This is a genomic window from Mesorhizobium sp. P171375 (genome assembly GCF_057786075.1).
Genome location: NZ_JBYNWF010000001.1, coordinates 4318385 through 4338375, shown reverse-complemented (window position 1 = coordinate 4338375; position 19991 = coordinate 4318385). Strand labels below are relative to the sequence as shown.

General features: G+C 62.8%; 19 protein-coding genes. 9 read left to right on the top strand and 10 right to left on the bottom strand.

Going from position 1 to position 19991, the window contains the following annotated elements:
- Positions 1-6 precede the first annotated feature (6 nt).
- The 3 genes from sufC to ACYHH6_RS20860 all read right to left on the bottom strand — a co-directional run bounded on the left by sufC (position 7) and on the right by ACYHH6_RS20860 (position 3659).
- On the bottom strand, positions 7-762 hold the full coding sequence (gene sufC / locus ACYHH6_RS20870) for a Fe-S cluster assembly ATPase SufC (RefSeq protein WP_352591712.1): 756 nt from the start codon (positions 760-762) through the stop codon (positions 7-9).
- Positions 763-789: 27 nt separating this feature from the next.
- Positions 790-2307, bottom strand: coding sequence for a Fe-S cluster assembly protein SufB (gene sufB / locus ACYHH6_RS20865; protein ID WP_352591715.1), 1518 nt, complete (start codon positions 2305-2307; stop codon positions 790-792).
- 188 nt (positions 2308-2495) lie between these two features.
- Complete coding sequence (locus tag ACYHH6_RS20860; RefSeq protein ID WP_352591718.1) at positions 2496-3659, bottom strand: cysteine desulfurase family protein; 1164 nt, start codon at positions 3657-3659, stop codon at positions 2496-2498.
- Positions 3660-3899: 240 nt separating this feature from the next.
- Between ACYHH6_RS20860 and ACYHH6_RS20855 the strand changes: the two genes are divergently transcribed.
- Positions 3900-4574, top strand: coding sequence for an alpha/beta hydrolase (locus ACYHH6_RS20855; protein WP_192253503.1), 675 nt, complete (start codon positions 3900-3902; stop codon positions 4572-4574).
- Positions 4575-4731: 157 nt separating this feature from the next.
- Positions 4732-5382, top strand: coding sequence for an FMN-binding negative transcriptional regulator (locus tag ACYHH6_RS20850; protein WP_352591721.1), 651 nt, complete (start codon positions 4732-4734; stop codon positions 5380-5382).
- Between the two features lie 42 nt (positions 5383-5424).
- On the opposite strand, the gene ACYHH6_RS20845 is transcribed toward ACYHH6_RS20850, so the two are convergent.
- The 4 genes from ACYHH6_RS20845 to ACYHH6_RS20830 are packed head-to-tail and all read right to left on the bottom strand — an operon-like array spanning position 5425 to position 9053.
- Positions 5425-6231, bottom strand: a complete 807-nt coding sequence (locus ACYHH6_RS20845; RefSeq protein ID WP_352591724.1) for a phosphatase PAP2 family protein — start codon at positions 6229-6231, stop codon at positions 5425-5427.
- Between the two features lie 59 nt (positions 6232-6290).
- Positions 6291-7934, bottom strand: a complete 1644-nt coding sequence (locus ACYHH6_RS20840) for an ArnT family glycosyltransferase (protein WP_352591727.1) — start codon at positions 7932-7934, stop codon at positions 6291-6293.
- A gap of 56 nt (positions 7935-7990) precedes the next feature.
- Entirely contained in the window at positions 7991-8326 is a 336-nt protein-coding gene (locus ACYHH6_RS20835) for a lipid-A-disaccharide synthase N-terminal domain-containing protein (RefSeq protein WP_112561406.1), read from the bottom strand.
- On the bottom strand, positions 8319-9053 hold the full coding sequence (locus ACYHH6_RS20830) for a glycosyltransferase family 2 protein (RefSeq protein WP_352591731.1): 735 nt from the start codon (positions 9051-9053) through the stop codon (positions 8319-8321). The genes ACYHH6_RS20835 and ACYHH6_RS20830 overlap by 8 nt, the downstream gene beginning before the upstream one ends.
- A 265-nt stretch (positions 9054-9318) precedes the next feature.
- Here ACYHH6_RS20830 and tyrS point away from each other — a divergent pair, with 265 nt between their 5' ends.
- Complete coding sequence (tyrS, locus tag ACYHH6_RS20825) at positions 9319-10572, top strand: tyrosine--tRNA ligase (protein WP_352591734.1); 1254 nt, start codon at positions 9319-9321, stop codon at positions 10570-10572.
- A gap of 217 nt (positions 10573-10789) precedes the next feature.
- Complete coding sequence (locus tag ACYHH6_RS20820; protein WP_352591737.1) at positions 10790-11047, top strand: hypothetical protein; 258 nt, start codon at positions 10790-10792, stop codon at positions 11045-11047.
- A gap of 32 nt (positions 11048-11079) precedes the next feature.
- On the opposite strand, the gene ACYHH6_RS20815 is transcribed toward ACYHH6_RS20820, so the two are convergent.
- Positions 11080-14463, bottom strand: a complete 3384-nt coding sequence (locus ACYHH6_RS20815) for a YhdP family protein (protein WP_352591740.1) — start codon at positions 14461-14463, stop codon at positions 11080-11082.
- Positions 14464-14558: 95 nt separating this feature from the next.
- Here ACYHH6_RS20815 and ACYHH6_RS20810 point away from each other — a divergent pair, with 95 nt between their 5' ends.
- Both ACYHH6_RS20810 and ACYHH6_RS20805 read left to right on the top strand, forming a co-directional pair.
- Complete coding sequence (locus ACYHH6_RS20810; protein WP_192253484.1) at positions 14559-15026, top strand: peroxiredoxin; 468 nt, start codon at positions 14559-14561, stop codon at positions 15024-15026.
- Positions 15027-15169: 143 nt separating this feature from the next.
- Positions 15170-16447 (top strand): M23 family metallopeptidase, encoded by a 1278-nt coding sequence (locus ACYHH6_RS20805; protein ID WP_352591743.1) that lies wholly within the window; start codon positions 15170-15172, stop codon positions 16445-16447.
- Between the two features lie 51 nt (positions 16448-16498).
- Here ACYHH6_RS20805 and ACYHH6_RS20800 read toward each other — a convergent pair whose 3' ends face one another.
- Both ACYHH6_RS20800 and ACYHH6_RS20795 read right to left on the bottom strand, forming a co-directional pair.
- Positions 16499-16825, bottom strand: a complete 327-nt coding sequence (locus ACYHH6_RS20800; RefSeq protein WP_352591746.1) for a type II toxin-antitoxin system RelE/ParE family toxin — start codon at positions 16823-16825, stop codon at positions 16499-16501.
- Positions 16812-17102, bottom strand: a complete 291-nt coding sequence (locus ACYHH6_RS20795; protein ID WP_352591749.1) for a ribbon-helix-helix domain-containing protein — start codon at positions 17100-17102, stop codon at positions 16812-16814. The genes ACYHH6_RS20800 and ACYHH6_RS20795 overlap by 14 nt, the downstream gene beginning before the upstream one ends.
- Positions 17103-17291: 189 nt before the next feature.
- Here ACYHH6_RS20795 and ACYHH6_RS20790 point away from each other — a divergent pair, with 189 nt between their 5' ends.
- Genes ACYHH6_RS20790 through ACYHH6_RS20780 form a run of 3 tightly spaced genes read left to right on the top strand, consistent with a single transcriptional unit; the run spans position 17292 to position 19908 of the window.
- Positions 17292-18728 carry an FAD-binding oxidoreductase gene (locus tag ACYHH6_RS20790; RefSeq protein WP_488500469.1) on the top strand — a complete coding sequence of 479 codons (1437 nt, stop codon included), beginning with the start codon at positions 17292-17294 and terminating at the stop codon, positions 18726-18728.
- Positions 18725-19468: a FadR/GntR family transcriptional regulator gene (locus ACYHH6_RS20785; RefSeq protein ID WP_203279381.1), complete on the top strand. Its 744-nt coding sequence runs from the start codon at positions 18725-18727 to the stop codon at positions 19466-19468. Before ACYHH6_RS20790 ends, ACYHH6_RS20785 begins: the two co-directional genes overlap by 4 nt.
- A 2-nt stretch (positions 19469-19470) precedes the next feature.
- A complete protein-coding gene (locus ACYHH6_RS20780) occupies positions 19471-19908 on the top strand; it encodes a VOC family protein (protein ID WP_112561397.1) in 438 nt (145 codons plus the stop codon).
- Positions 19909-19991 lie beyond the last annotated feature (83 nt).

Sequence of the window (19991 nt, the reverse complement as noted above, 5' to 3'; positions counted from 1 at the left end):
GGCATCTCACGCGGCTTCGCCGATCACGCCGGCATAGCCATTGGCTTCGAGATCGAGCGCCAGCGACTTGTCGCCGGACTTGATCACCTGACCTTTGTAGAGGACGTGCACGCTATCCGGCACGATGTGCTCGAGCAGGCGCTGGTAGTGGGTGATGACGATGATGGCGCGGTCCGGCGAACGCAGCGCGTTGACGCCGTCCGAGACGATCTTCAGCGCATCAATGTCGAGGCCGGAATCGGTCTCGTCGAGCACGCAGAGTCTCGGCTCCAGGAGCTTCATCTGCAGGATTTCGGCGCGCTTCTTCTCGCCGCCGGAGAAGCCGACATTGAGCGGCCGCTTCAGCATCGCCATGTCCATGTTAAGCGAGGCCGCGGCGTCCTTCACCCGCTTCAAAAATTCCGGGATTTTCAGCGGTTCCTCGCCGCGCGCCTTACGCTGCTCGTTCATCGCGACTTTCAGGAATTCCATAGTCGCCACTCCCGGTATCTCCATCGGATACTGGAAGGCGAGGAAGATGCCTGCGGTAGCGCGCTCGGCCGGATCCATTTCGAGGATCGATTGGCCGTTATAGAGGATGTCGCCTTCGGTGACTTCATAGTCCTCGCGGCCGGCAAGGATATAGGACAGCGTCGATTTGCCCGAGCCGTTCGGGCCCATAATGGCGGCAACCTCGCCGGCTTTCACCGTCAGGCTCAGGCCGCGGATGATCTCGGTACCGTCATCGACGATGCGGGCATGCAGGTTCTTGATCTCAAGCATTCTTTTCTTTCCTGAATATCTCTCCGGTCAGCCGACCGAGCCCTCGAGGCTGATGCCGATCAGCTTCTGCGCTTCGACCGCGAACTCCATCGGCAGCTGCTGAATGACATCCTTGACGAAGCCGTTGACGATCAGCGCGATCGCTTCCTCTTCAGGAATGCCGCGCTGCATGACGTAAAACTTCTGGTCTTCGGATATCTTCGACGTCGTCGCCTCATGCTCGAACTGCGCCGTCGAGTTCTTGGCTTCCATGTAAGGCACGGTGTGCGCGCCGCACTGGTTGCCGATCAGGAGACTATCGCAATTGGTGAAGTTGCGGGCGTTGGTCGCCTTGCGATGCGCCGAAACCTGGCCGCGATAGGTGTTCTGCGAGAAACCGGCGGCGATGCCCTTGGAGATGATGCGGCTCGACGTGTTCTTGCCGAGATGGATCATCTTGGTGCCGCTATCGACCTGCTGGTAGCCGTTCGACACGGCGATCGAATAGAACTCGCCCGAGGAATCGTCGCCGCGCAGGATGCAGCTTGGATATTTCCAGGTGATCGCCGAGCCGGTCTCGACCTGCGTCCACGAGATCTTCGAACGGTCGCCGCGGCAGTCGCCGCGCTTGGTGACGAAATTGTAGATGCCGCCCTTGCCCTCGGCGTCGCCGGGGTACCAGTTCTGCACCGTCGAATATTTGATCTCGGCATCGTCGAGCGCCACCAGTTCGACGACGGCGGCATGCAACTGGTTCTCGTCGCGCTGCGGTGCCGTGCAGCCTTCGAGATAGGAGACGTAAGCCCCCTCCTCGGCGATGATCAGCGTGCGCTCGAACTGGCCGGTGTTCTTCTCGTTCATGCGGAAATAGGTCGACAGCTCCATCGGGCAGCGCACGCCCTTGGGCACGAAGACGAAGGAACCGTCGGTGAACACAGCCGAATTCAGCGTGGCGTAGAAATTGTCGGAGGTCGGCACGACCGAGCCCAGATACTTCTGTACCAGTTCCGGATGCTCGCGGATGGCTTCCGAGATCGAGCAGAAGATGACGCCGGCCTGCGCCAGTTCCTTCTTGAATGTGGTGACGACGGAGACGGAATCGAACACCGCGTCAACGGCGACACGGCCCGATTTGTAGACGTTGTCGCTGGGCTCCTCGAGTTCGGACGCGTCGGTCTTCTGCACGCCGGCCAGGATTTCCTGCTCCCGCAGCGGAATGCCGAGCTTTTCGTAGACCTTCAGCAGTTCGGGATCGACGTCGCTGAGCGACGTCGGGCCGGGCGTGCTCTTGGGCGCCGCGTAGTAATAGAGGTCCTGGAAGTCGATCTTCGGATAGTGGACGCGCGCCCAGGTCGGCTCTTCCAGCGTCAGCCAGCGCCGATAGGCTTCCAGACGCCATTCGAGCATCCAGGACGGTTCATCCTTCTTGGCCGAGATGAAGCGAATAATATCTTCGCTCAGGCCCTTGGGGGCCTTGTCCATCGCGATCTCTGTCTGGAATCCGTATTTATATTGGTCGACGTCGATCTTTCGGACCCGATCGATCGTGTCCTGCACAGCAGGCATAAGCGTTCTCCATCCACGCCGGGGTCAAGGCCCGACAGTTTTCAAACTATGGCATCGCCAACGGCTGCCCCTGGAGGCACCGGAAGCGGCGTAAGTTCCATATAGTGCGTTTCGACCCGGAATTCACCCGGCCACTTCTCAACGCACGGCTCTACCAGGCCGCGAGGCCTGAATTTCTTTTCGCCGCCTCAGGCAGCTTGTTCCCTGCCCGCCCGGCGCTGGGCTATTCCCGCCAGCGCAGCCCGGAACAGTTCGATATCGCCGGCACTCGTTGCGTGGCCGATGGACACGCGCAAAGCACCGAGGCTGTCACCGTAACCCATGGCCTTCAGCACATGGCTCGGCCCGACCTTGCCCGACGAACAGGCCGATCCCGCCGACAGCGCAACGCCGGCCAGATCGAAAGCGATCTGCGCCGTCTCGGCCTTGATGCCGGGAATAGCGAAGAATGTCGTGTTGGCAAGCCTTGGCGCACCGGTTCCGAAGATTTCTGTGTCCGGCACCAGTGTTTTGATGATGGTTTCGATCTCGTCGCGGCGAACCCGCACCCCGTCCATGGTCTGCAATCCGGCCAGAGCCTGCCGTGCAGCGGCGCCAAAGCCGGCGATGGCCGCCAGGTTTTCGGTGCCACCGCGATGGCCCTTTTCCTGGCCGCCGCCATTGATCAGCGCCTTCGGCATCATCAGGTCAGCCGCGGCAACCATGGCGCCAACCCCCTTGGGGCCGCCGATCTTGTGCGAAGACAGAATCAAGTAATCTGCATAACCAGCTGACATATCGATGGAAACACGGCCTGCAGCCTGCACCGCATCGACCACCAGAATTCCGCCCGCTGCCTTGACGATTGCAGCGATGGCCTCGATCGGCTGGATAACGCCGGTCTCATTGTTGGCGGCATGGAGGGCAACCAGCGGCAGGCCGTCGGCCTTGTCATGCGTGGCCAGAGCGGCTGTCAGTTGAGCGAGATTGGCGATGCCGTTGGCATCGACACCGATCCGCGTCACCTGCGTCGCCGGGAAACGGCCGCCATTGAGCAGGCAAGGGTGATCGGCTTCGCAGACATAGAGCCGGCTCATGCGCACAGTGCCGCGGCCCATCTGCCAATCCGGCGTCAAAAGCGTCGAGGCAGCCTCGGTCGCGCCGGACGTGAACACGACATGTTCGGGTTTCGCATTGACCAGCACGGCCACGTCGCGCCTGGCATTCTCGATCAGCCGGCGCGCCGCGCGGCCCTCGGCATGCACCGACGACGGATTGGCGACGAGATCGAGCGCCGCAATCATCGCCTCACGCGCCTCGGTGATGAGCGGCGCGCTGGCATTGTAGTCGAGATAGGCGCGTGCTGCGGCCATTTTCGCTCAATCGATCCCGTCAAAACCCATTCCGCAGGGATAGCGCGTTATTTCCTTGAAATTGCAAGGCAAGACGTCCTATTTACGCGGCTTGCGGCGGGGATGGCCGGGCCGTTACGGCTGGCTATCCAGTTTTGAACAATTCTAAACTAGCTTCTAAGAAGACGCTCGCCCTGCGTCAAGGCCAGAGGAAAGAGTTGTTCCGGGCGCCGCGCATTCTTATGCCACGTGGAGTATTTTATGCCTGAGGTCATTTTCACCGGTCCGGCCGGCCGCCTGGAGGGCCGCTACCAGCCTTCCAAGGAAAAGAGCGCGCCGATCGCCATCGTGCTGCATCCGCACCCGCAGTTCGGCGGCACGATGAACAACAAGATCGTCTATGACCTCTTCTACATGTTCCAGAAGCGCGATTTCACCACGCTTCGCTTCAATTTCCGCGGCATCGGCCGCAGCCAGGGCGAATTCGACCACGGCACCGGCGAATTGTCGGATGCGGCCGCAGCGCTCGACTGGGTGCAATCGCTGCATCCGGATTCCAAGAGCTGCTGGGTCGCCGGCTATTCCTTCGGCTCGTGGATCGGGATGCAGCTTCTGATGCGCCGTCCCGAGATCGAAGGCTTCATCTCGATCGCGCCGCAGCCCAACACTTATGATTTCTCGTTCCTGGCGCCCTGCCCGTCATCGGGCCTGATCATCCATGGCGATGCCGACAAGGTGGCGCCGCCCAAGGATGTGCAGGGCCTGGTCGACAAGCTGCACACGCAAAAGGGCATCACCATCACGCAGAAGACCTTGCCCGGCGCCAACCATTTCTTCGCCAACGATTCCGAGCTGCTGCTCGAGGAGTGCGCCGACTATCTCGACCGGCGCCTGGCCGGCGAATTGTCGGATCCGCGGCCGAAGCGGCTGCGCTAAGGTCCCCGGATCCGGCATCGTTCACATTCGTGTCCGTGACGGGCACGGATGCCGTTTTACGCTGATCCATATGGTCTGGCACGCCTGACATGTAGCACGGCCTGCCTGAACGGTGCAGAATGCCAGGTTGTGGAAACCGAAGAGGGCGTGACCGATCATGTACCAACCTCCTCATTTCGTAGAGACGCGCCAAGACGTCCTGCACGGGCTCATCCGTTCGCACCCGCTTGGCCTGCTGATTTCAAATGGACAGGACGGCCCCATCGCCAACGCCATCCCGTTCCTGCTTGATACCGAGGCCGGGCCGAACGGCAAGCTGCGCGCGCACCTTGCCAAGGCCAACCCGCAATGGCGCCTGCTGGCCGACAATCCGGCATCGCCCGTGCTGGTGGTGTTCCAGGGCGCCGACGCCTATGTGACGCCGTCCTGGTATGAGACCAAGCGCGAGACCGGCAAGGTCGTGCCGACCTGGAACTATGCCATCGTCCAGGTGCGCGGGATGGTCAGAGTGATCGACGATGCGCAGTGGATCGCGCAGCAGATTTCCGATCTGACGCTGTCGCAGGAAGGCGCGCGTGAGACACCCTGGGCGGTGACCGATGCGCCGCCAAGCTACATCCAGTCGCAGATCAAGGGCATTATCGGGATGGAGATCGAGATCGCCGAGATCAGCGGCAAGTGGAAGGTCAGCCAGAACCGCCCTGTCGCCGATCGCGTCGGTGTCGCCGAAGGGCTGGAGAAGGAAGCCGCCGGCGCGCCCGACATGGCCCGGCTGGTGCGGAGCTGGGGCGGCATCGACAGCCAATAGCCGCAGCGGCTATATATCGCTGGATGCAAGGGCGCAGGCAATTCAGGGGTTTGCCCGGGTTGCCCCAATGCCGAGATTCGTTTGCCGCGATGCACCGTTGCGGTCTGGTTTGCGAGCCCGCCGGAACAGCCGGAACGTCGTTTTAGGGACCGGCAATCCGTTTGTCGTGTGGCGGAAGATAAACCCCAGCCGTGTAAAGACCAGCGCGCTAGCGATGGCAACGGCACAACCGAGACCGAAGCCGGCGACGGTGTCGCTCGGATAGTGTGCGCCGACAAAAATCCGGGTCGACGCGATGGCCAGGGTCACGGCCAGCAGCATCCATTTGCGCTGTGGTAACATCAGCAACGCCAGTCCGAAAATAACGCCCATCGTCGTGGCATGGCCCGACGGGAAACTGGCAAAGCTCGCCTCCATGGCCAAAGGATGCAGCGACAGATCGCCGAGCTTGCTGAAATTCATCGGCCTGGCGCGTCCGATGCCATATTTCAGCACATTGACGACCAGAGCGGACGCCGCGATCGAACCCACCACTATGAAAGCAAAAGAGGTCCAGTTGTAGAGGGTCATCCGCGCGCGCCTGGAAAGACTGCGCCAATCCGTCAGATTCGCGGCAAGCAGCACCAGTGCCGACGGGATGAGATACCAGCCGCCCAGGCCGAAGACGGTGAAAAATTCTGTGAAGCGTTTGAAGCCGGGCGACCACTGCCTCACCATCGCCCCTGCTGCGTCGTCAAAACGGATCGAGACCGCGATCGTCAGCAAAAGCCAGGCCACAGCCCAGACCGACCACAGGATTTTCGGGTAGCGGGCCGGGCGCGTCGCCAGGCGCAGCCGCACGATGCGCATCGTGTCGAGGAGATTGTCGCGCGACCGACGAAACACCATAGATGGCGCCACGGGGGTTTTCACTTGGCCACCCGGTAGAGGCCAAGCGACAGCCTGTCGCCCGAGGAATAATTGAGGCCGTCGATCTCGGCCAGGCGGTTGGCCGTCTTGCCTTGCGCGGCCAGCATGTCGCTCAGCTTCTTCTCGTCGGCGACAGGCGCCAGCCCGAGCGCGCAAGCCGGATCGCCGAGCAGGTGTCCGGCGACGCCGTCGACATCGGTCAGGATCGTCTTGGTTCCGACCAGGAAGACAAGGCTCGGTTCGTGATATGGTGCCGAGGCAAGCACGGTCGTGTCGCAGGGACGGTTCGCGTCGACCGCGGCCTTGATCGCCGGGCTCAGCCAGATCGGCTTCAGCGACGGGGCAATCATCCCGAACAGCAAGCCAAGGGTGACGCCGGCGCCGGCCGCGATCGCGCCGATGCGGGGGAGGGGCACCTGCAAACGGCGGGGGAAGGCGAGATAGCCGGTGACGAGCGCGGCAAGCGCGGCCGGAATGCTCCACCACGAGAAGGCCTTGGCGAGATAGATCGGCGCGCCAACCGAGACAACGGCCAGGCCGATGCTGACCAGGCCAAGACCGAAGGCGGTCGACCACCAAAGCCATGACTGCCAGCGCTTGAGCGGCGCATTGGCGTCCTCCGGCTGCAGGGTCAGAAGCCAGCCGACCAGCAGCGCCATGCCGGGATAGGCCGGCATCACATAATGCGGCAGCTTGGTCGGGATCAGCTCGAACACCAGCCAGAACGGGATGTACCAGGCAAGGCAAAAGCGCAGGCGCGGATCGTCGCGCAGGCGGTTGAGCGCCTGCAGCCCGGCGCCGACGGCGATCAGCCCGAACGGCCACATGAACAGCGAATAGGTCAGCACATAGAAGCCGGGCGGAATGCCGTGCGATTCCTCGCCTGAGGCAACCTTGCCCAGCATGTCCTTGCCGACCGCTTGCTGCAGGAAGGCGCCATGGCTCTTCCAGGTGATCAGCGCGAGCCAGGGCAGTGCGATTAACAGCACGGTCAAAAGGCCGCGGCCGACTTTCAGGTTTTTCAACCAGCGCCCATCGCGCTCGAAAGCGAACAGCGCGGCAACTGTCAGCGCCGACAACAGAGGCGCAATCGGTCCCTTGATCAGGATCGCAATGCCTTGCGCCACCCAGAATATCCACCAGAGATGGGCGGCCACCGGTTCGTTGCGGCGCGAGGCGGTGTAGATCCGCGCCAGGGCGCCTTGCGCCGCAACGCAGCAGGCCAGAAGCATGGCGTCCGTCTTGGCGTCGCGGCCTTCGAAGGCGGTGGCGAAGATCGCTGCCATGATCAGTCCGGCCGCGAGGCCGGCGTTGGCGCCGAAAAGACTGGCGCCTGTCCAGGCGATCGCCACGACGGCAATGGCGATGCCCAGCGCCGAGACCAGGCGATAGACCCAGATCGGCGCTGCAGCCCCCTCGCCGCTCAGCGCCACGGACGCCGATTGGAGCCAGTAGATGCCGACCGGCTTCTGATAGCGCGACATGTCCTGGAAGCGGATGTCGACATAATCGCCGGTTTCGACCATCTGCTTGGTGGCCTGGACGAAACGCGATTCATCGCGGTCGATCGGCGGCAGCGAAGCCAGCCCACTGGCCGTCAGCAGCAGGCTGAACAGGAAAAGCAGGACGTAGTTCCTGTTCATTGCAACCACCGGATCCTGCCTTGACCAGACTTTCTTCAGTCGACCCCAGACTTTCTTCAATCGACCTTTGTCATCGCCGCCGCCTTGCGCTCATTGGCGATGAGCCAGAGATTTCTGACATAGATGAACATGCCCATCGCCTGGCCGGCGATGAACACCGGGTCCTGGCGCACAATGGCATAGATCAGCAGCAGGCCGCCGCCGAACAGCGAAAAGAACCAGAAAGCGACCGGCACGACGCTGCGCTTGGCCTTTTCCGAAGCGAGCCACTGCACGACGAAACGCATGGTGAAGAAGAACTGGGCGACGAAGCCGAGCAGGATCCAGGCGTCGAACTGCTTGATGAAAACCTGATGCAGCCAGGTCGCCAGTTCCTGAAACACGTTAGCCATGCGTGATTTCCTCTACCTTTGGCATCCTGCGGCGCCGGCGCCGAAGCCACCAGACGCCGGCGAGATCGAGCACGCCCTGCAGGCCGCGGTCGAAGATGCCGTAATTCGAGTTGCCGTGGCGCCGCGAGCGGTCGACGACGTCGCAGTGCACGACGCGGTAGCCTTCCTGGATGACCAGCGCCGGAACAAAACGATGCGTGCCGTCGAAGAATGGCAGTTTGCGCAGGATATCGGTGTGGATCGCCTTCAGGCCGCAGCCGGTGTCGCGGGTGTCGTCATGCAGGATCGCGCCACGCAGCCAGTTGGCGAAACGCGACGCCAATTGCTTGATCTTGCTGTCGCGGCGCTTCAGCCGCTGCCCTTGCGCGGCGCCGAAATCCGGCCCGGCTTGGCGCAGCGCGTCGACCAGCACGGGGATATATTGGGGGTTGTTCTGGCCGTCGCCATCGATGGTGGCGACGATGGCGCCGCGCGCCGCCCAGGCGCCGGAGCGCACCGAAAGCGACTGGCCGGCGGATTTTTCGTGGCGCAGTTGACGAAGCGGAAACGGGCGTTTGGCCGCCTCGGCGGCAAGCACGGAAGCCGTATCGTCGGTCGAACCGTCATTGACGACGATGATTTCGAAGTCGCGCCCGGTCATCGCGGCCTCGATCTCATCGATCAGAAGCGGCAGGTTCGCCGCCTCGTTGCGGCAGGGAATGACGATGGATATCAATGCGTCCGGCATATGTCGCGTCGGGCTCTGTCACAGGATATGGCATTTTGGCGGATGCCGTGCGGTGCCGTTCCAGCGGATCGAAGGTTGCATGAACCCGTTGGCGCGGCGCCTCATTACGCCAGCCGGCACGATGAAGCAAGCGCGCGGCAGCGCAGCATATGCCGTCTCTGCGGACGCAAACCGGAAACCACTTTTGCTTCGGCCGCTTGGATGCTAAACGCCCGCGTTCGTATCACGCCGGGCAGTTGGGGTCCGGCGCTTTCAGGAAGAAACAATGTCTGCCTTCAAATCCGATTTCCTGCGCGTCATGAGCGAGCGCGGTTTCATCCATCAGATCTCGGATGAGACCGGGCTGGATCAACTTTTCGCGAAGGAAACGGTGACCGCCTATATCGGCTTCGACGCAACCGCCAAAAGCCTGCATGCCGGGTCGCTGATCCAGATCATGATGTTGCACTGGCTGCAGCAGACCGGCCACCGGCCGATCGCGCTGATGGGCGGCGGCACTTCGATGATCGGCGATCCGTCCTTCAAGGACGAGGCGCGCAAGCTGCTGACGCCAGCGGATATCGAGGACAATCTGGCCGGCATCCGCCGCAACTTTGCGCCTTACCTCACATTCGGCAGCGGACCCAACGACGCCATCATGGTCAACAACGCCGACTGGCTGATGGAGATCAACTACGTCAACTTCCTGCGCAATGTCGGCCGGCATTTTTCCGTCAACCGCATGCTCGCCTTCGATTCGGTCAAGCTCAGGCTCGACCGCGAGCAGTCGCTGTCGTTCCTCGAATTCAACTACATGATCCTGCAGGCCTACGACTTCGTCGAGCTCTACAAGCGTCAGGGCTGCCGGCTGCAGATGGGCGGCTCCGACCAGTGGGGCAACATCGTCAACGGCATCGATCTTGGCCATCGCATGGAAAATGCGCAGCTTTACGCGCTGACCACGCCGCTGCTCACCACCTCGTCCGGCGCCAAGATGGGCAAATCGGCGTCAGGCGCGGTCTGGCTCGATGCCGAGATGCTGAGCCCCTACGAATTCTGGCAATACTGGCGCAACACCGAGGACGCCGATGTCGGCCGCTTCCTCAAGCTGTACACGACGCTGGCCCTAGATGAGGTCGCGCGCCTGGCAGCGCTGGGTGGTTCCGAGATCAACGAGGCGAAGAAAGTGCTCGCCACCGAGATCACCGCCATGCTGCACGGCCGTGAGGCGGCGGAAAAGGTCAGCGAGACGGCCCGCAAGACTTTTGAGGAAGGCGTGACTGCCGAAACGCTGCCGACCGTCGAGGTCGACGGCGCAGCGCTCGAAGCCGGCATCGGCATCCTGTCGCTGTTGGTCACCGCGGGCCTCGCCGGGTCCAACGGCGAGGCCCGGCGTCACATTCACGGCGGCGCCGTGCGCCTCAACGACCAGCCAATATCGGATGACCGCAGGATGGTGACACCTCGGGATCTCAGTCCGGAAAACGTCGCAAAGCTTTCATTGGGCAAGAAAAAACACGTTCTGGTGCGGCCGGTGTGACCGGACGGCATCAGGAGGAAACACAAGCGCGGCCGTAACGACATTCGGCTGAAACACACCTCTTGCTACTTCCTGCCGCCGAGCGCGACCGGAGCGCGGTACAGGAGGCGAATCCCATGGATCAATTGGCTGTTGTCGTTCGTCGCGCGACGGAGCGGGACCACCAGGCAATTCGCGCATTGGTGCGTTCTGAGCGTCTGAACCCAACGGGCATCAATTGGCCACGGCCGTGCCGAACGCCAACGCCTATTCACGATGGGGCTTCGAGCAAATCCAGGTACGGGCGGCCCCAGCGAAAGTACGGCGCAACCATCTGATGGGAAGCATGGCGCGCATCATCTCCTTCTTCAAGCGGCGACCGATGCAGCAACTGGTGATCCTGGAACGTCGCCCGATAGACGGACGGATGACTGCGCGAAAATCCGCACCAGGCCTTGGGCGTGAACGTGGTCAGGGCGAACGTGCACCCGCCTAGAATCGAATTCGGCCTTTCGGCGACTGTTCGTGCTAGCGGTATTCGAAGATCGACCGGAAAATGCCTGGCGCGATCACCGATAGCGGGTTTATGTCCAGCACCGGTTTGTTGGCGTTGCCCTTGAGCCGGTAGGTGACGCCGATCAGGCCGCGGTCGCGACCGTTGCCGAGCAGCGCGCCGACCAGCGGCAATTCACCGAAGATGCGGTTAAGGCCATAGGCCGGCATGAATGTGCCGGTCATGTCCATATTGTTGTTCTGGTCGTAGAGCGTGCCCTGGAAGGTGGTGCCGATGCGCGGGCCGCGCAGCACGCCATTGGCCAGCTTCAGATAGCCTGAACCCTTGTCGATCTCGGAATAGCCGCGCTCGAACTTTACCCGCGAAGTGTCGATCTTGCCTTTGACCGCTTCGTTCAGGCTGCGGCTGTCGCCCGCCGGCGTGGTCGATACGATCGAAGCGAGCTTCGGTTCATTGACGATGAAGAAATTGCTTGAGTCGACCTGGCCTCGCATCGGCCCGTCGGCCGCGCCGCTGAGCGCCAGCGTGATCGAGCCGCCTTCCATGTGCTCGTAGATGTTGAGGAAGCGCAATATGGCGCCGGCGTCGGCCGACTTCATGTTGAGCGCGCGCGCGCCATTGCCTGCGGTGTTGCTGATGGTGATGGCGGCGCCTGAACTTGCCGTGGCGCTGACCTTAAGCCCGTTCACCTTGGAGCCGGCGGCGCTGTAGTCGAGCTTCAGATTGGACAGGACCTCGTCGTGGAACCCGGTCAGCGAAGTGACATCGGCGCTGACCGAAACCGCATCCGTGCCGGTGGTCTTGGTGGCGGTATCGACGTCGGAGGTGAACTGCTTGATCAGCGAGCGGGCGTCGAGCGCATTGCCGCTGACGTCAACGGCAAAGCCCTTGCCCGACCGCTTCACCGTCACCGCGACGTCGTCACCCCTGTTCAAAGCGACTTTGCTGAAGCGGGCCGAAGACAGCGCGCCCTTGACCAGGACGACATCGCCGTTCACCGAAAAGCTCTTTCCATCAAGGTCGAAATCGGACAGCGTTGTCGTGTCGCTCGACTTCGCCATGGTGAAAGTGGCATTGGCGGGAATGCCCGGCCCCTTGCTCCAGCCTGCCCAGGGAATATCCAGCCTGGCGCTGGTCAGGTCGACCGCGACGTTCTGGCTGCCGTCGCCGCTCTTGTCGATCGCCACCTTGATGGTTCCCGAAATCAGCGGCGACAGGCCAGGCATGGTGGTGGCGCGTGTCTTGTCGTCGAGCACAAGCGCCACCTTGCGGCTGCGCGGCGGTCCGTCATCCCCGAGCGGCTCGATCAGATCGAGTTCAGCCGGAATGCCGTTCAGCTTCGCGTCGGCCGAGATCACCGCCTTGTCGGGCCCGACCTCGATCGAACCATCGGCCTCGGTTATCGTCTGGTCTTCGAACGGCTTGGCGAGCGACAGGTCCTTGTAGTCGAGCGTCACCAGCCAATCGAGCTTCGAGGTGTCGACACCGGACTGCAGCGGAATGTCGGCCTTGACGTGACCGGTCACCGTGCCGGACAGGTCGTCCGGCGCAATACCGACATGTCGCATTGCGTTGATCGGTTCGTAGGAAGCGAGTTCGGCGATGGCCGGCGCCTCTCCGGCGACGTCGATGTCGAGCGCGCCGATCACCGGCGGGTGGTTCGCCGCCTTCACCGACAGCGTGCCATTGCTTGCCGCCACGGCGCGGCCACTCGGCATATAGACGCTGCCCGAAGACAGGGCTATGTCGACATCGTTGCCGTGGAAGGAAACTACGCCAATGGCATCGCGGATCGGCGGGATGCGGCCGGCGGTGTCGAAGCGCGAGCCCTCGACCTGGAACCGGCCGAACACCTCGTCAGCCGAAAGCGGCACGCCGTTGCCGAGCCGCCCCGGCACGACCTGGAACTGCAGGCTGGCGTCGACGACACGGCCGCCAAACAGATTCTGCAGCACCCACAGCCGGGCATTCTTGGCGGAAAACCAGGGCCACAATTGCTTGACGTGCGAGACCGGCATGTCGTGGACGTTGAGCGACAGCGAAATGCCTGGCGGCCCGTTGTCGATGAAGGCAAGTGCGGCTGTGCCCAGCACCTCGCTGCCCGATCCCGACCTGATGCCGATCTGCTCGGCGACGAGCTTGCGGCTTTTGATCTGATAGACGCCGGCAATGCGGGCAAAGAAATTCAGCGCCGGCTCGGGCGATTCCGCCGGCGCCAGCGTCGAGCCATCGCTGGTCAGGTCGTAGCGATAGGAAGGCTCCTCACCGGCCGCGCCGGTCGCCGGCTTGGGCCCGATCGAACCGGCGAAATTGAAAGTCGAACGGCCGGTCTTCAAAACCAGCCTGCCGACATCGATCTTGTTGGATCCGGAGACAAGCGTGGCGTCGACATCGACATCGGCCGGCAACAGCCCGCGTGTGCCGAGGTCGAGCACCGAGCCGGTTAGCGACAGCGAGGCCGTCAGCCGGGAATCGCTTTCGCCCGAGCCTTCGGTCCCCGTCAGCTTCAAAGCGATCGCGCCGGTTTTCCCACCTGCCTCTGGCGTTGTCTGTGGAATGGCCGCCATGTCGATGGCAGCATTCAACGCAGTGACCCGCAGGGAGGTCGTATCGCGGGTGGCGGCAGCGGTGACCGTGAGCGCCCGGCCATCGATATCCGCCTCGGAAGAGAACTCCATGCTGCCCGGGCCCGACTGCAGCACGGTGGCATTGGCGATGTTGACCAGCTTGACCGAGCCGGCCTCGGGCAGTTCGAACTCGACATTCTTGAGATCGATCCGGCGCATCGAATCCTCGCGCACGGCATCGAGCGCATGGTTGACGTGACCGAAGACAGCGGCGGCCAGCTTTTCCGGATCGATGAGGCCGTCTTGATTGCGCAGCTCGGCTGTCCAGTCGCCGCCCGACGGCATTGCCGCGGTGACAATGTGGGCGTCGGAAATCCTGGCGCTGGTCAGCCGCACCTCGCCCGAGAGCAGCGGTATCAGCCGGATGCCGAAACGCACACGCCCGGCGTCGGCCATCGGCTTGCCGTCTGCGGTCTTGACGCTGACGTCCTTGACCTGCAGCGCAATGAAGCTCGATCCGTCCAGTGTCAGCCGGGCCGGGCCGACGGCTACATTGACGTCGAAACCGGCGAGTTTCTCGATCGCCGCTTCGGCTTCCGCCCGCAGCCGCTCGCTGCCGATTCCGGTGGCGCCGATGACATAGACGACGGCGGCGGCCAGCAGCACCAAGGCTGCGACGCCGGCAAACAGGCGGGCAAGGATGCGAAACCCACGGCCGATCCGCGCCTTGCCGAGCGGCGGCACGCTGCAGGCAGACGGGAAAGTCCCCAGGTCGGTGATCTCGTCACGCCTGAACCGGATTTTCTCGGGCTGCGGTTCTTCCTGATCCACGCAATTTTCCGTTGTACGAATTCGATCGTGGACGAATCCCCGCTCGACACTATAACGATGCAGCCTGGCGCGTAACCTCAAACAAGGGCATCGATATGGCTGATCTCGACATTGGCGACGCTGCTCCGCAATTCGACCTGCCGCGCGATGGCGGCGGCTCGCTCAGCCTTGCCGCGTTGCGGGGAAAACCCGTCGTACTTTACTTCTATCCGCAGGACGACACCACAAGTTGCACCAATGAGGCGATCAGCTTTTCCCAGCTGAAGCCGGAGTTCGAAAAGGCCGGCGCCGTCGTGATCGGCCTATCGCCTGACAGCGTAAAGAAGCACGACAAATTCAAAACCAAATACGATCTCACCGTCGACCTGGTTGCCGACGAGGAGCGCAAAGTGATCGAGGCCTACAATCTGTGGGTCGAAAAGACGATGTATGGCCGCAACTATATGGGCGTCGAACGAGCGACGTTCCTGATCGGCAAGGACGGCCGGATCGCCGGCATCTGGCGCAAGGTCCGAGTAAAAGGTCATGCCGAAGCGGTGCTGGAGGCGGTGCGCGCGCTCTGACACGCCGCCGATGTCACCACCCTGCCCGCAACCCGCCACTCGTTTTGCGCGCAATCCTTGCCGGCCGGCACCACAGCAAAGCTTTGTTAACCCTAATAATGTGTAATCAGGCTTCGTTGGTGTCGTAACGAAAGCTTGGTCCCGTGAACCCAACCGGTCAGTCAGCGGTCTTCGGCAGGCGCAAGGAGCCCCATACGGTCATCATTGCGCGGGGCAATGAAATCCGACATTTCACCATTCGGCCGTGGCTCGTCGCCTTTCTTGGCTCGGCACTGGCGGCAATCGCCATCGGCTATCTGCTGGCAACCTCCTATCTGGTGCTGCGCGACGATCTGATCGGCGCCACCACGGCGCGGCAGGCGCGCATGCAGCAGGCTTATGAGGATCGCATCTCGGCATTGCGCGCCCAGGTCGACCGCATCACCAGCCGCCAGCTTCTCGACCAGAAACTGATGGAAACCAAGGTCAGCGAACTGCTCGATCGGCAGAGCCAGCTCAGCCAACGCCATGGTCGCCTCGGGCCGATTCTCGAACGGGCGGAAAATGAAGTCGGAACGCCGCCCGTCGCGGATGCGGCCGCCAAGCCCGACGAGCATGCCGAACTGACCGGCGGCGAGCCCCTGGCCTATTCGGTCGCCAGCCTCGGCTCGGGCGATACCAGGCCGTTCTCTTTGTGGTCGACCCGCTCCGATCCGCTGCCCAGCGAAACGGCGGCGGACCGTGCCGACAAACTGTTCGTCTCGATCAACGAATCGCTCAAGGCCATCGAGAGCCAGCAGCTCACCCGTATCGCCACGCTTGCCGACAATGCCTACAAGAACGCGGATGCCATCACCCAGGCGCTCGAGGCGGCCGGCCTGCCGGTCGACAGCGATTTCGGCAAAAACGAAAGCGATGTCGGCGGACCGTTGATCCCGCTGGACTCCTCGATGATGTTCGACAGCAAGGTCAAGGAACTCGACGAGGCGCTGGATACGCTCGACCAGTTGAAGAAAGAGGCGCGGCGGCTGCCGCTCGCCAACCCCGCGCCCGGCCATTCCGTCACCAGCCCGTTCGGCGTGCGCACCGACCCCATCCTCGGCACCGCGGCCCTGCATTCGGGCATGGATTTCCGCGCACCGATCGGCATGGCGGCCAAGGTCACGGCGGCCGGCGTCGTCACCAAAGCAGGCTGGAACGGCGGCTATGGCCGCATGGTCGAGGTCGACCATGGCAATGGCTTTGCCACCCGCTATGGGCATTTGAGCGAAATCGATGTGGCCGTCGGTCAGAAGCTCGCCGCCGGCGACATTGTCGGCAAGACCGGCAGCAGCGGCCGCTCCACCGGCCCGCATCTGCACTACGAGGTCCGCCACAATGGCGAGGCCATCGACCCGCTCCGCTTCCTGACCGTGGGCAAGAAGGTCGAGCAATATCTTTAAGGGTCAATTCATTCGCGTCAGCGCGACTTGGCACTATACTTATGCGCCAGGCTAATCCTCGGTGCTTTCGTCATGGCGCCGGTATGCTGCCTCATAGTCACGGCCGCCGTAGAACACATTGACGATTTCCACGGTTTTTCCGACTCGATAGACGATTACGGCGCTGCGCTCAAAGGGCACCGTACGCAACCCCGGCTGAAGGTCGTCACGCGGCCGGCCGCCGTGCGGTACATCGCCAATCCTGCGGCACCGGCCGAGAATTCTGCCGATAAAGCCGGAGGCAACAGCATGGCTTTGGCTGGCAAGCGCTATGGAGCGATAGATTGCCTTTAGGTCGGCGAGTGCTTCGGGCCGCAACGTGACCTTAGCGCGTCGCATTAGGGGAGCCAGCGGCCTCGCTTTCCATGAAGCGGGCCATCTCGGCCTCGGCCTCCTCCAAAGTCAGGCTGGGGCGTGGATCATCGATAGAGCGACGGATTCGGGCGCGCATAGCCTCCAGGCGCTCGGCGTCCTCTATGCGTTGCCGCTGCCACACCCGCACGGCATCACGCATAGCCTCGCTGGTGGTGGCAAATTCGCCAGCCTCCACACTCTCTCGGATAGCCTGCATCTGCTCACGAGCCATAGTAACGCTGACTTTTTCGGCGTTGTTCATGATTAGGGGCTCCCTAAATTTCCACTCCACAAGGTAGGATAAATTCCGACCAGACGCCAGAAATTTGTGGCCTAGCGTATGCGCGCTATGGCCACCGCTACACGTTTATACGCCAGGGTGAGAACAAGGAGCGCATTGACTCAAAGTTGTAGGATGATATGTATCACCCCATATCCAGACAGGCACTTCATGACAATGCATGCCCTTTCGCCAGACCTTCTCGGTGCCCTGCGGGACGCTGTCGGGCCGAACGGCATGACCGTCGATGCCGCGGGCATGGCGAAATATCTCGGCGACTGGTCGGGCGATCATCATGGCGAAGCACTTGCCGTGCTGCGGCCGGCTTCGGTGGCCGAGGTCCAGGCGGTGGTGCGGCTCTGCGCCTCGCTCGGGCTCGGCATCATCCCACAAGGCGGCAATACCGGCCTGGTGGCGGGCGCGATCGATATCGAGACCGCCGGCTCGGTGGTCGTCAGCCTGGAGCGGCTGAACGCCATCCGCTGTGTCGATGCCGACAATTTCGTGCTGCAGGCCGATGCCGGCTGCATCCTGCAGACCGTGAAGGACGCTGCCGACGAACAGGACTGCCTGTTTCCGCTGGCGCTTGGCGCCCAGGGCAGTTGCCAGATCGGCGGCAATGCGGCCAGCAACGCTGGCGGCATCAACGTGCTGCGCTACGGCATGGCGCGCGATCTCATCCTCGGCCTTGAAGTGGTGCTGCCGGACGGCGAGTTGTGGAACGGCTCTTCCGGCCTGCGCAAGAACAACACCGGCTATGATCTGAAGCAGCTGTTCATCGGCTCGGAAGGGACGCTCGGCATCATCACCGGCGTCGAACTGAAACTGTTTCCAAAACCGGTCCGGACCGAGACCGCCTATCTCGGCCTTGCCTCGTTCGAAGCGGCAATCGCGCTGTTTCGGCAGGCCCGCCGCGCCTCGGCCGATCTGATGTCGGCGTTCGAGATCATCGGTTCGGAATGCATCGCGCTGGCGCGCCTGATCGACGTCAACATGGTGTCGCCGGTCGAAGCGCCCGTGCATGTGCTGATCGAACTGTCGGCCAGTGCGGCGATCGACCTGCGCACGCTGCTGGTCGATTTCCTGACTGAAGCCATGGATAGTGGCCAGGTCATCGATGCCGTGCTTGCTGAAAGCAGCGCCCAGGCAAAATCCTTCTGGGCAATCCGCGAAGGGCTGGTCGAGGGGCAGGCCAAGCGTGGCTATCATGTGCGCACCGATCTTTCGGTGCGGATCTCGGACATCCCTGCCCTCATCGACCAGGCCCGCCGCTTCGTTGCTGAGGACCATCGCGGCTGGGTACCGCTGGCCTATGGCCATGCCGGCGACGGCAACATCCATTTCAACGTGTTGCCGCCGGAAGGCCTCGACGAGCGCGAGGCCCGCGCCCGAGGCACTGACATCACCGCCGGGCTCTACCGGATCGCCAATTCGCTCGGCGGCTCGATCAGCGCCGAGCATGGCATCGGCCGCACCCGCCACCGCACCTTCATGGCAGGCCTTGCGCCTGCCCATCGCCGGCTCATCGGCACGTTGAAGAACGCCCTCGACCCCCAGGGCCTGATGAATCCCGGCTGCCTTCTGCCGGCAACGGAGACCGCTCCATGAAGCAAAGACTGGCTGCCATCGGCACCGTCGAGACGCTGCCGCATCGCGTCGCGACATTCCTCGGCCGCGAGATCGAATCGGGTGACCTCAGTCCGGGCACACGGCTGCCGACGGAACAGGAGCTTTCGGAGAAATTCGGCGTCAGCCGCAATGTCGTGCGCGAAGCGATCGCGCAGCTCAGGGCCGACGGCATGATCGAGGCGCGGCAAGGCATCGGCGCCTTCGTGTTGGCGCCGGAGCAGCGGGCGTCGATCCGCATCGACGGCGAGGCGCTCAAAGAAGGCCAGAACATGGAGCGGCTGTTCGAGCTGCGTTGCATCCTCGAAGCCGAATCCGCAGCGCTTGCCGCCGAACGGCGTGGCCAGGAGCATCTCGACGCCATCAAGGCGGCGCTCGACCGCATGAGCGGCGAGGAACGCTGGGAAGAAGGCAGCATCGACGCCGATCTTCTATTCCACCGTGAGATCGCGCGCGCCACCGGAAACAACTACATCCACACCTTCATTTCCTTCGTCTGCGAACAGATCCGCCGCTCGATCTACTACGCGCGGCAGACCAACCCGCTGCACGATCTGGTCGAGATCAATGTCGGCGAGCATGTGCGCATCTACGAGGCGCTGGTTGCCGGCGATCCCGCAGCGGCGGAAGCGGCCATGCGCGCCCACATCATCGGCGCGGCTGAGCGCGTCGGCGTCAAGTTGCCGGCCGCACGGCGCCTGCCCGCCAGCAAAGGAATTTAGCCATGCCGCTCGGAGGCGCTTACGCGATTTCGGATGTCTGCCTGCTGGTCGAGGACATCGGCCGGACCGTGGATTTCTATGTCGACAAACTCGGCTTCCGGCTGCGCCGCCGCGCCGAAGGCTTTGCCGATTTTCATGGCGAGGGCGTCACGCTCGCGGCGTGGGAGATCGACCACATCAGCCAGCATACCGGCGTGTCGAAGCTCAGATCGCCACGTCATGCGCACAAGGTTTGCGTGGCGGTCAAGCTCGATACGCCTGCCGATATCGACCGTTTGCACGGCGAGCTCAACGCTAGGGGCGTGCCGTTCCACGGCCCGCCGGAAAACTATGTCTGGAACGCGCGCTGCGCCTATTTCACCGACCCGGACGACACACTCTGGGAACTATACGCCTGGCTCGACGGCGGCCCCGGCGACTACCACGACGAACAGCCGTAGACGACAGCGCGCCGTGGGAGCGGTGCGCAATGAACAGAGCAACGCTTGCAACAGGAGCGAAAAATGAGTGGGAACAAGCGATA

What these genes read in the sequence shown, in the direction of transcription:
- ACYHH6_RS20795 (WP_352591749.1), bottom strand. Translation starts at nt 17,102, where the DNA reads ATGAACAACGCCGAAAAAGTCAGCGTTACTATGGCTCGTGAGCAGATG.
- ACYHH6_RS20860 (WP_352591718.1), bottom strand. Translation starts at nt 3,659, where the DNA reads ATGGCCGCAGCACGCGCCTATCTCGACTACAATGCCAGCGCGCCGCTC.
- ACYHH6_RS20830 (WP_352591731.1), bottom strand. Translation starts at nt 9,053, where the DNA reads ATGCCGGACGCATTGATATCCATCGTCATTCCCTGCCGCAACGAGGCG.
- tyrS (WP_352591734.1), top strand. Translation starts at nt 9,319, where the DNA reads ATGTCTGCCTTCAAATCCGATTTCCTGCGCGTCATGAGCGAGCGCGGT.
- ACYHH6_RS20855 (WP_192253503.1), top strand. Translation starts at nt 3,900, where the DNA reads ATGCCTGAGGTCATTTTCACCGGTCCGGCCGGCCGCCTGGAGGGCCGC.
- ACYHH6_RS20845 (WP_352591724.1), bottom strand. Translation starts at nt 6,231, where the DNA reads ATGCGCATCGTGCGGCTGCGCCTGGCGACGCGCCCGGCCCGCTACCCG.
- ACYHH6_RS20800 (WP_352591746.1), bottom strand. Translation starts at nt 16,825, where the DNA reads ATGCGACGCGCTAAGGTCACGTTGCGGCCCGAAGCACTCGCCGACCTA.
- ACYHH6_RS20790 (WP_488500469.1), top strand. Translation starts at nt 17,292, where the DNA reads ATGACAATGCATGCCCTTTCGCCAGACCTTCTCGGTGCCCTGCGGGAC.
- ACYHH6_RS20840 (WP_352591727.1), bottom strand. Translation starts at nt 7,934, where the DNA reads ATGAACAGGAACTACGTCCTGCTTTTCCTGTTCAGCCTGCTGCTGACG.
- ACYHH6_RS20850 (WP_352591721.1), top strand. Translation starts at nt 4,732, where the DNA reads ATGTACCAACCTCCTCATTTCGTAGAGACGCGCCAAGACGTCCTGCAC.
- sufC (WP_352591712.1), bottom strand. Translation starts at nt 762, where the DNA reads ATGCTTGAGATCAAGAACCTGCATGCCCGCATCGTCGATGACGGTACC.
- ACYHH6_RS20835 (WP_112561406.1), bottom strand. Translation starts at nt 8,326, where the DNA reads ATGGCTAACGTGTTTCAGGAACTGGCGACCTGGCTGCATCAGGTTTTC.
- ACYHH6_RS20810 (WP_192253484.1), top strand. Translation starts at nt 14,559, where the DNA reads ATGGCTGATCTCGACATTGGCGACGCTGCTCCGCAATTCGACCTGCCG.
- ACYHH6_RS20785 (WP_203279381.1), top strand. Translation starts at nt 18,725, where the DNA reads ATGAAGCAAAGACTGGCTGCCATCGGCACCGTCGAGACGCTGCCGCAT.
- sufB (WP_352591715.1), bottom strand. Translation starts at nt 2,307, where the DNA reads ATGCCTGCTGTGCAGGACACGATCGATCGGGTCCGAAAGATCGACGTC.
- ACYHH6_RS20780 (WP_112561397.1), top strand. Translation starts at nt 19,471, where the DNA reads ATGCCGCTCGGAGGCGCTTACGCGATTTCGGATGTCTGCCTGCTGGTC.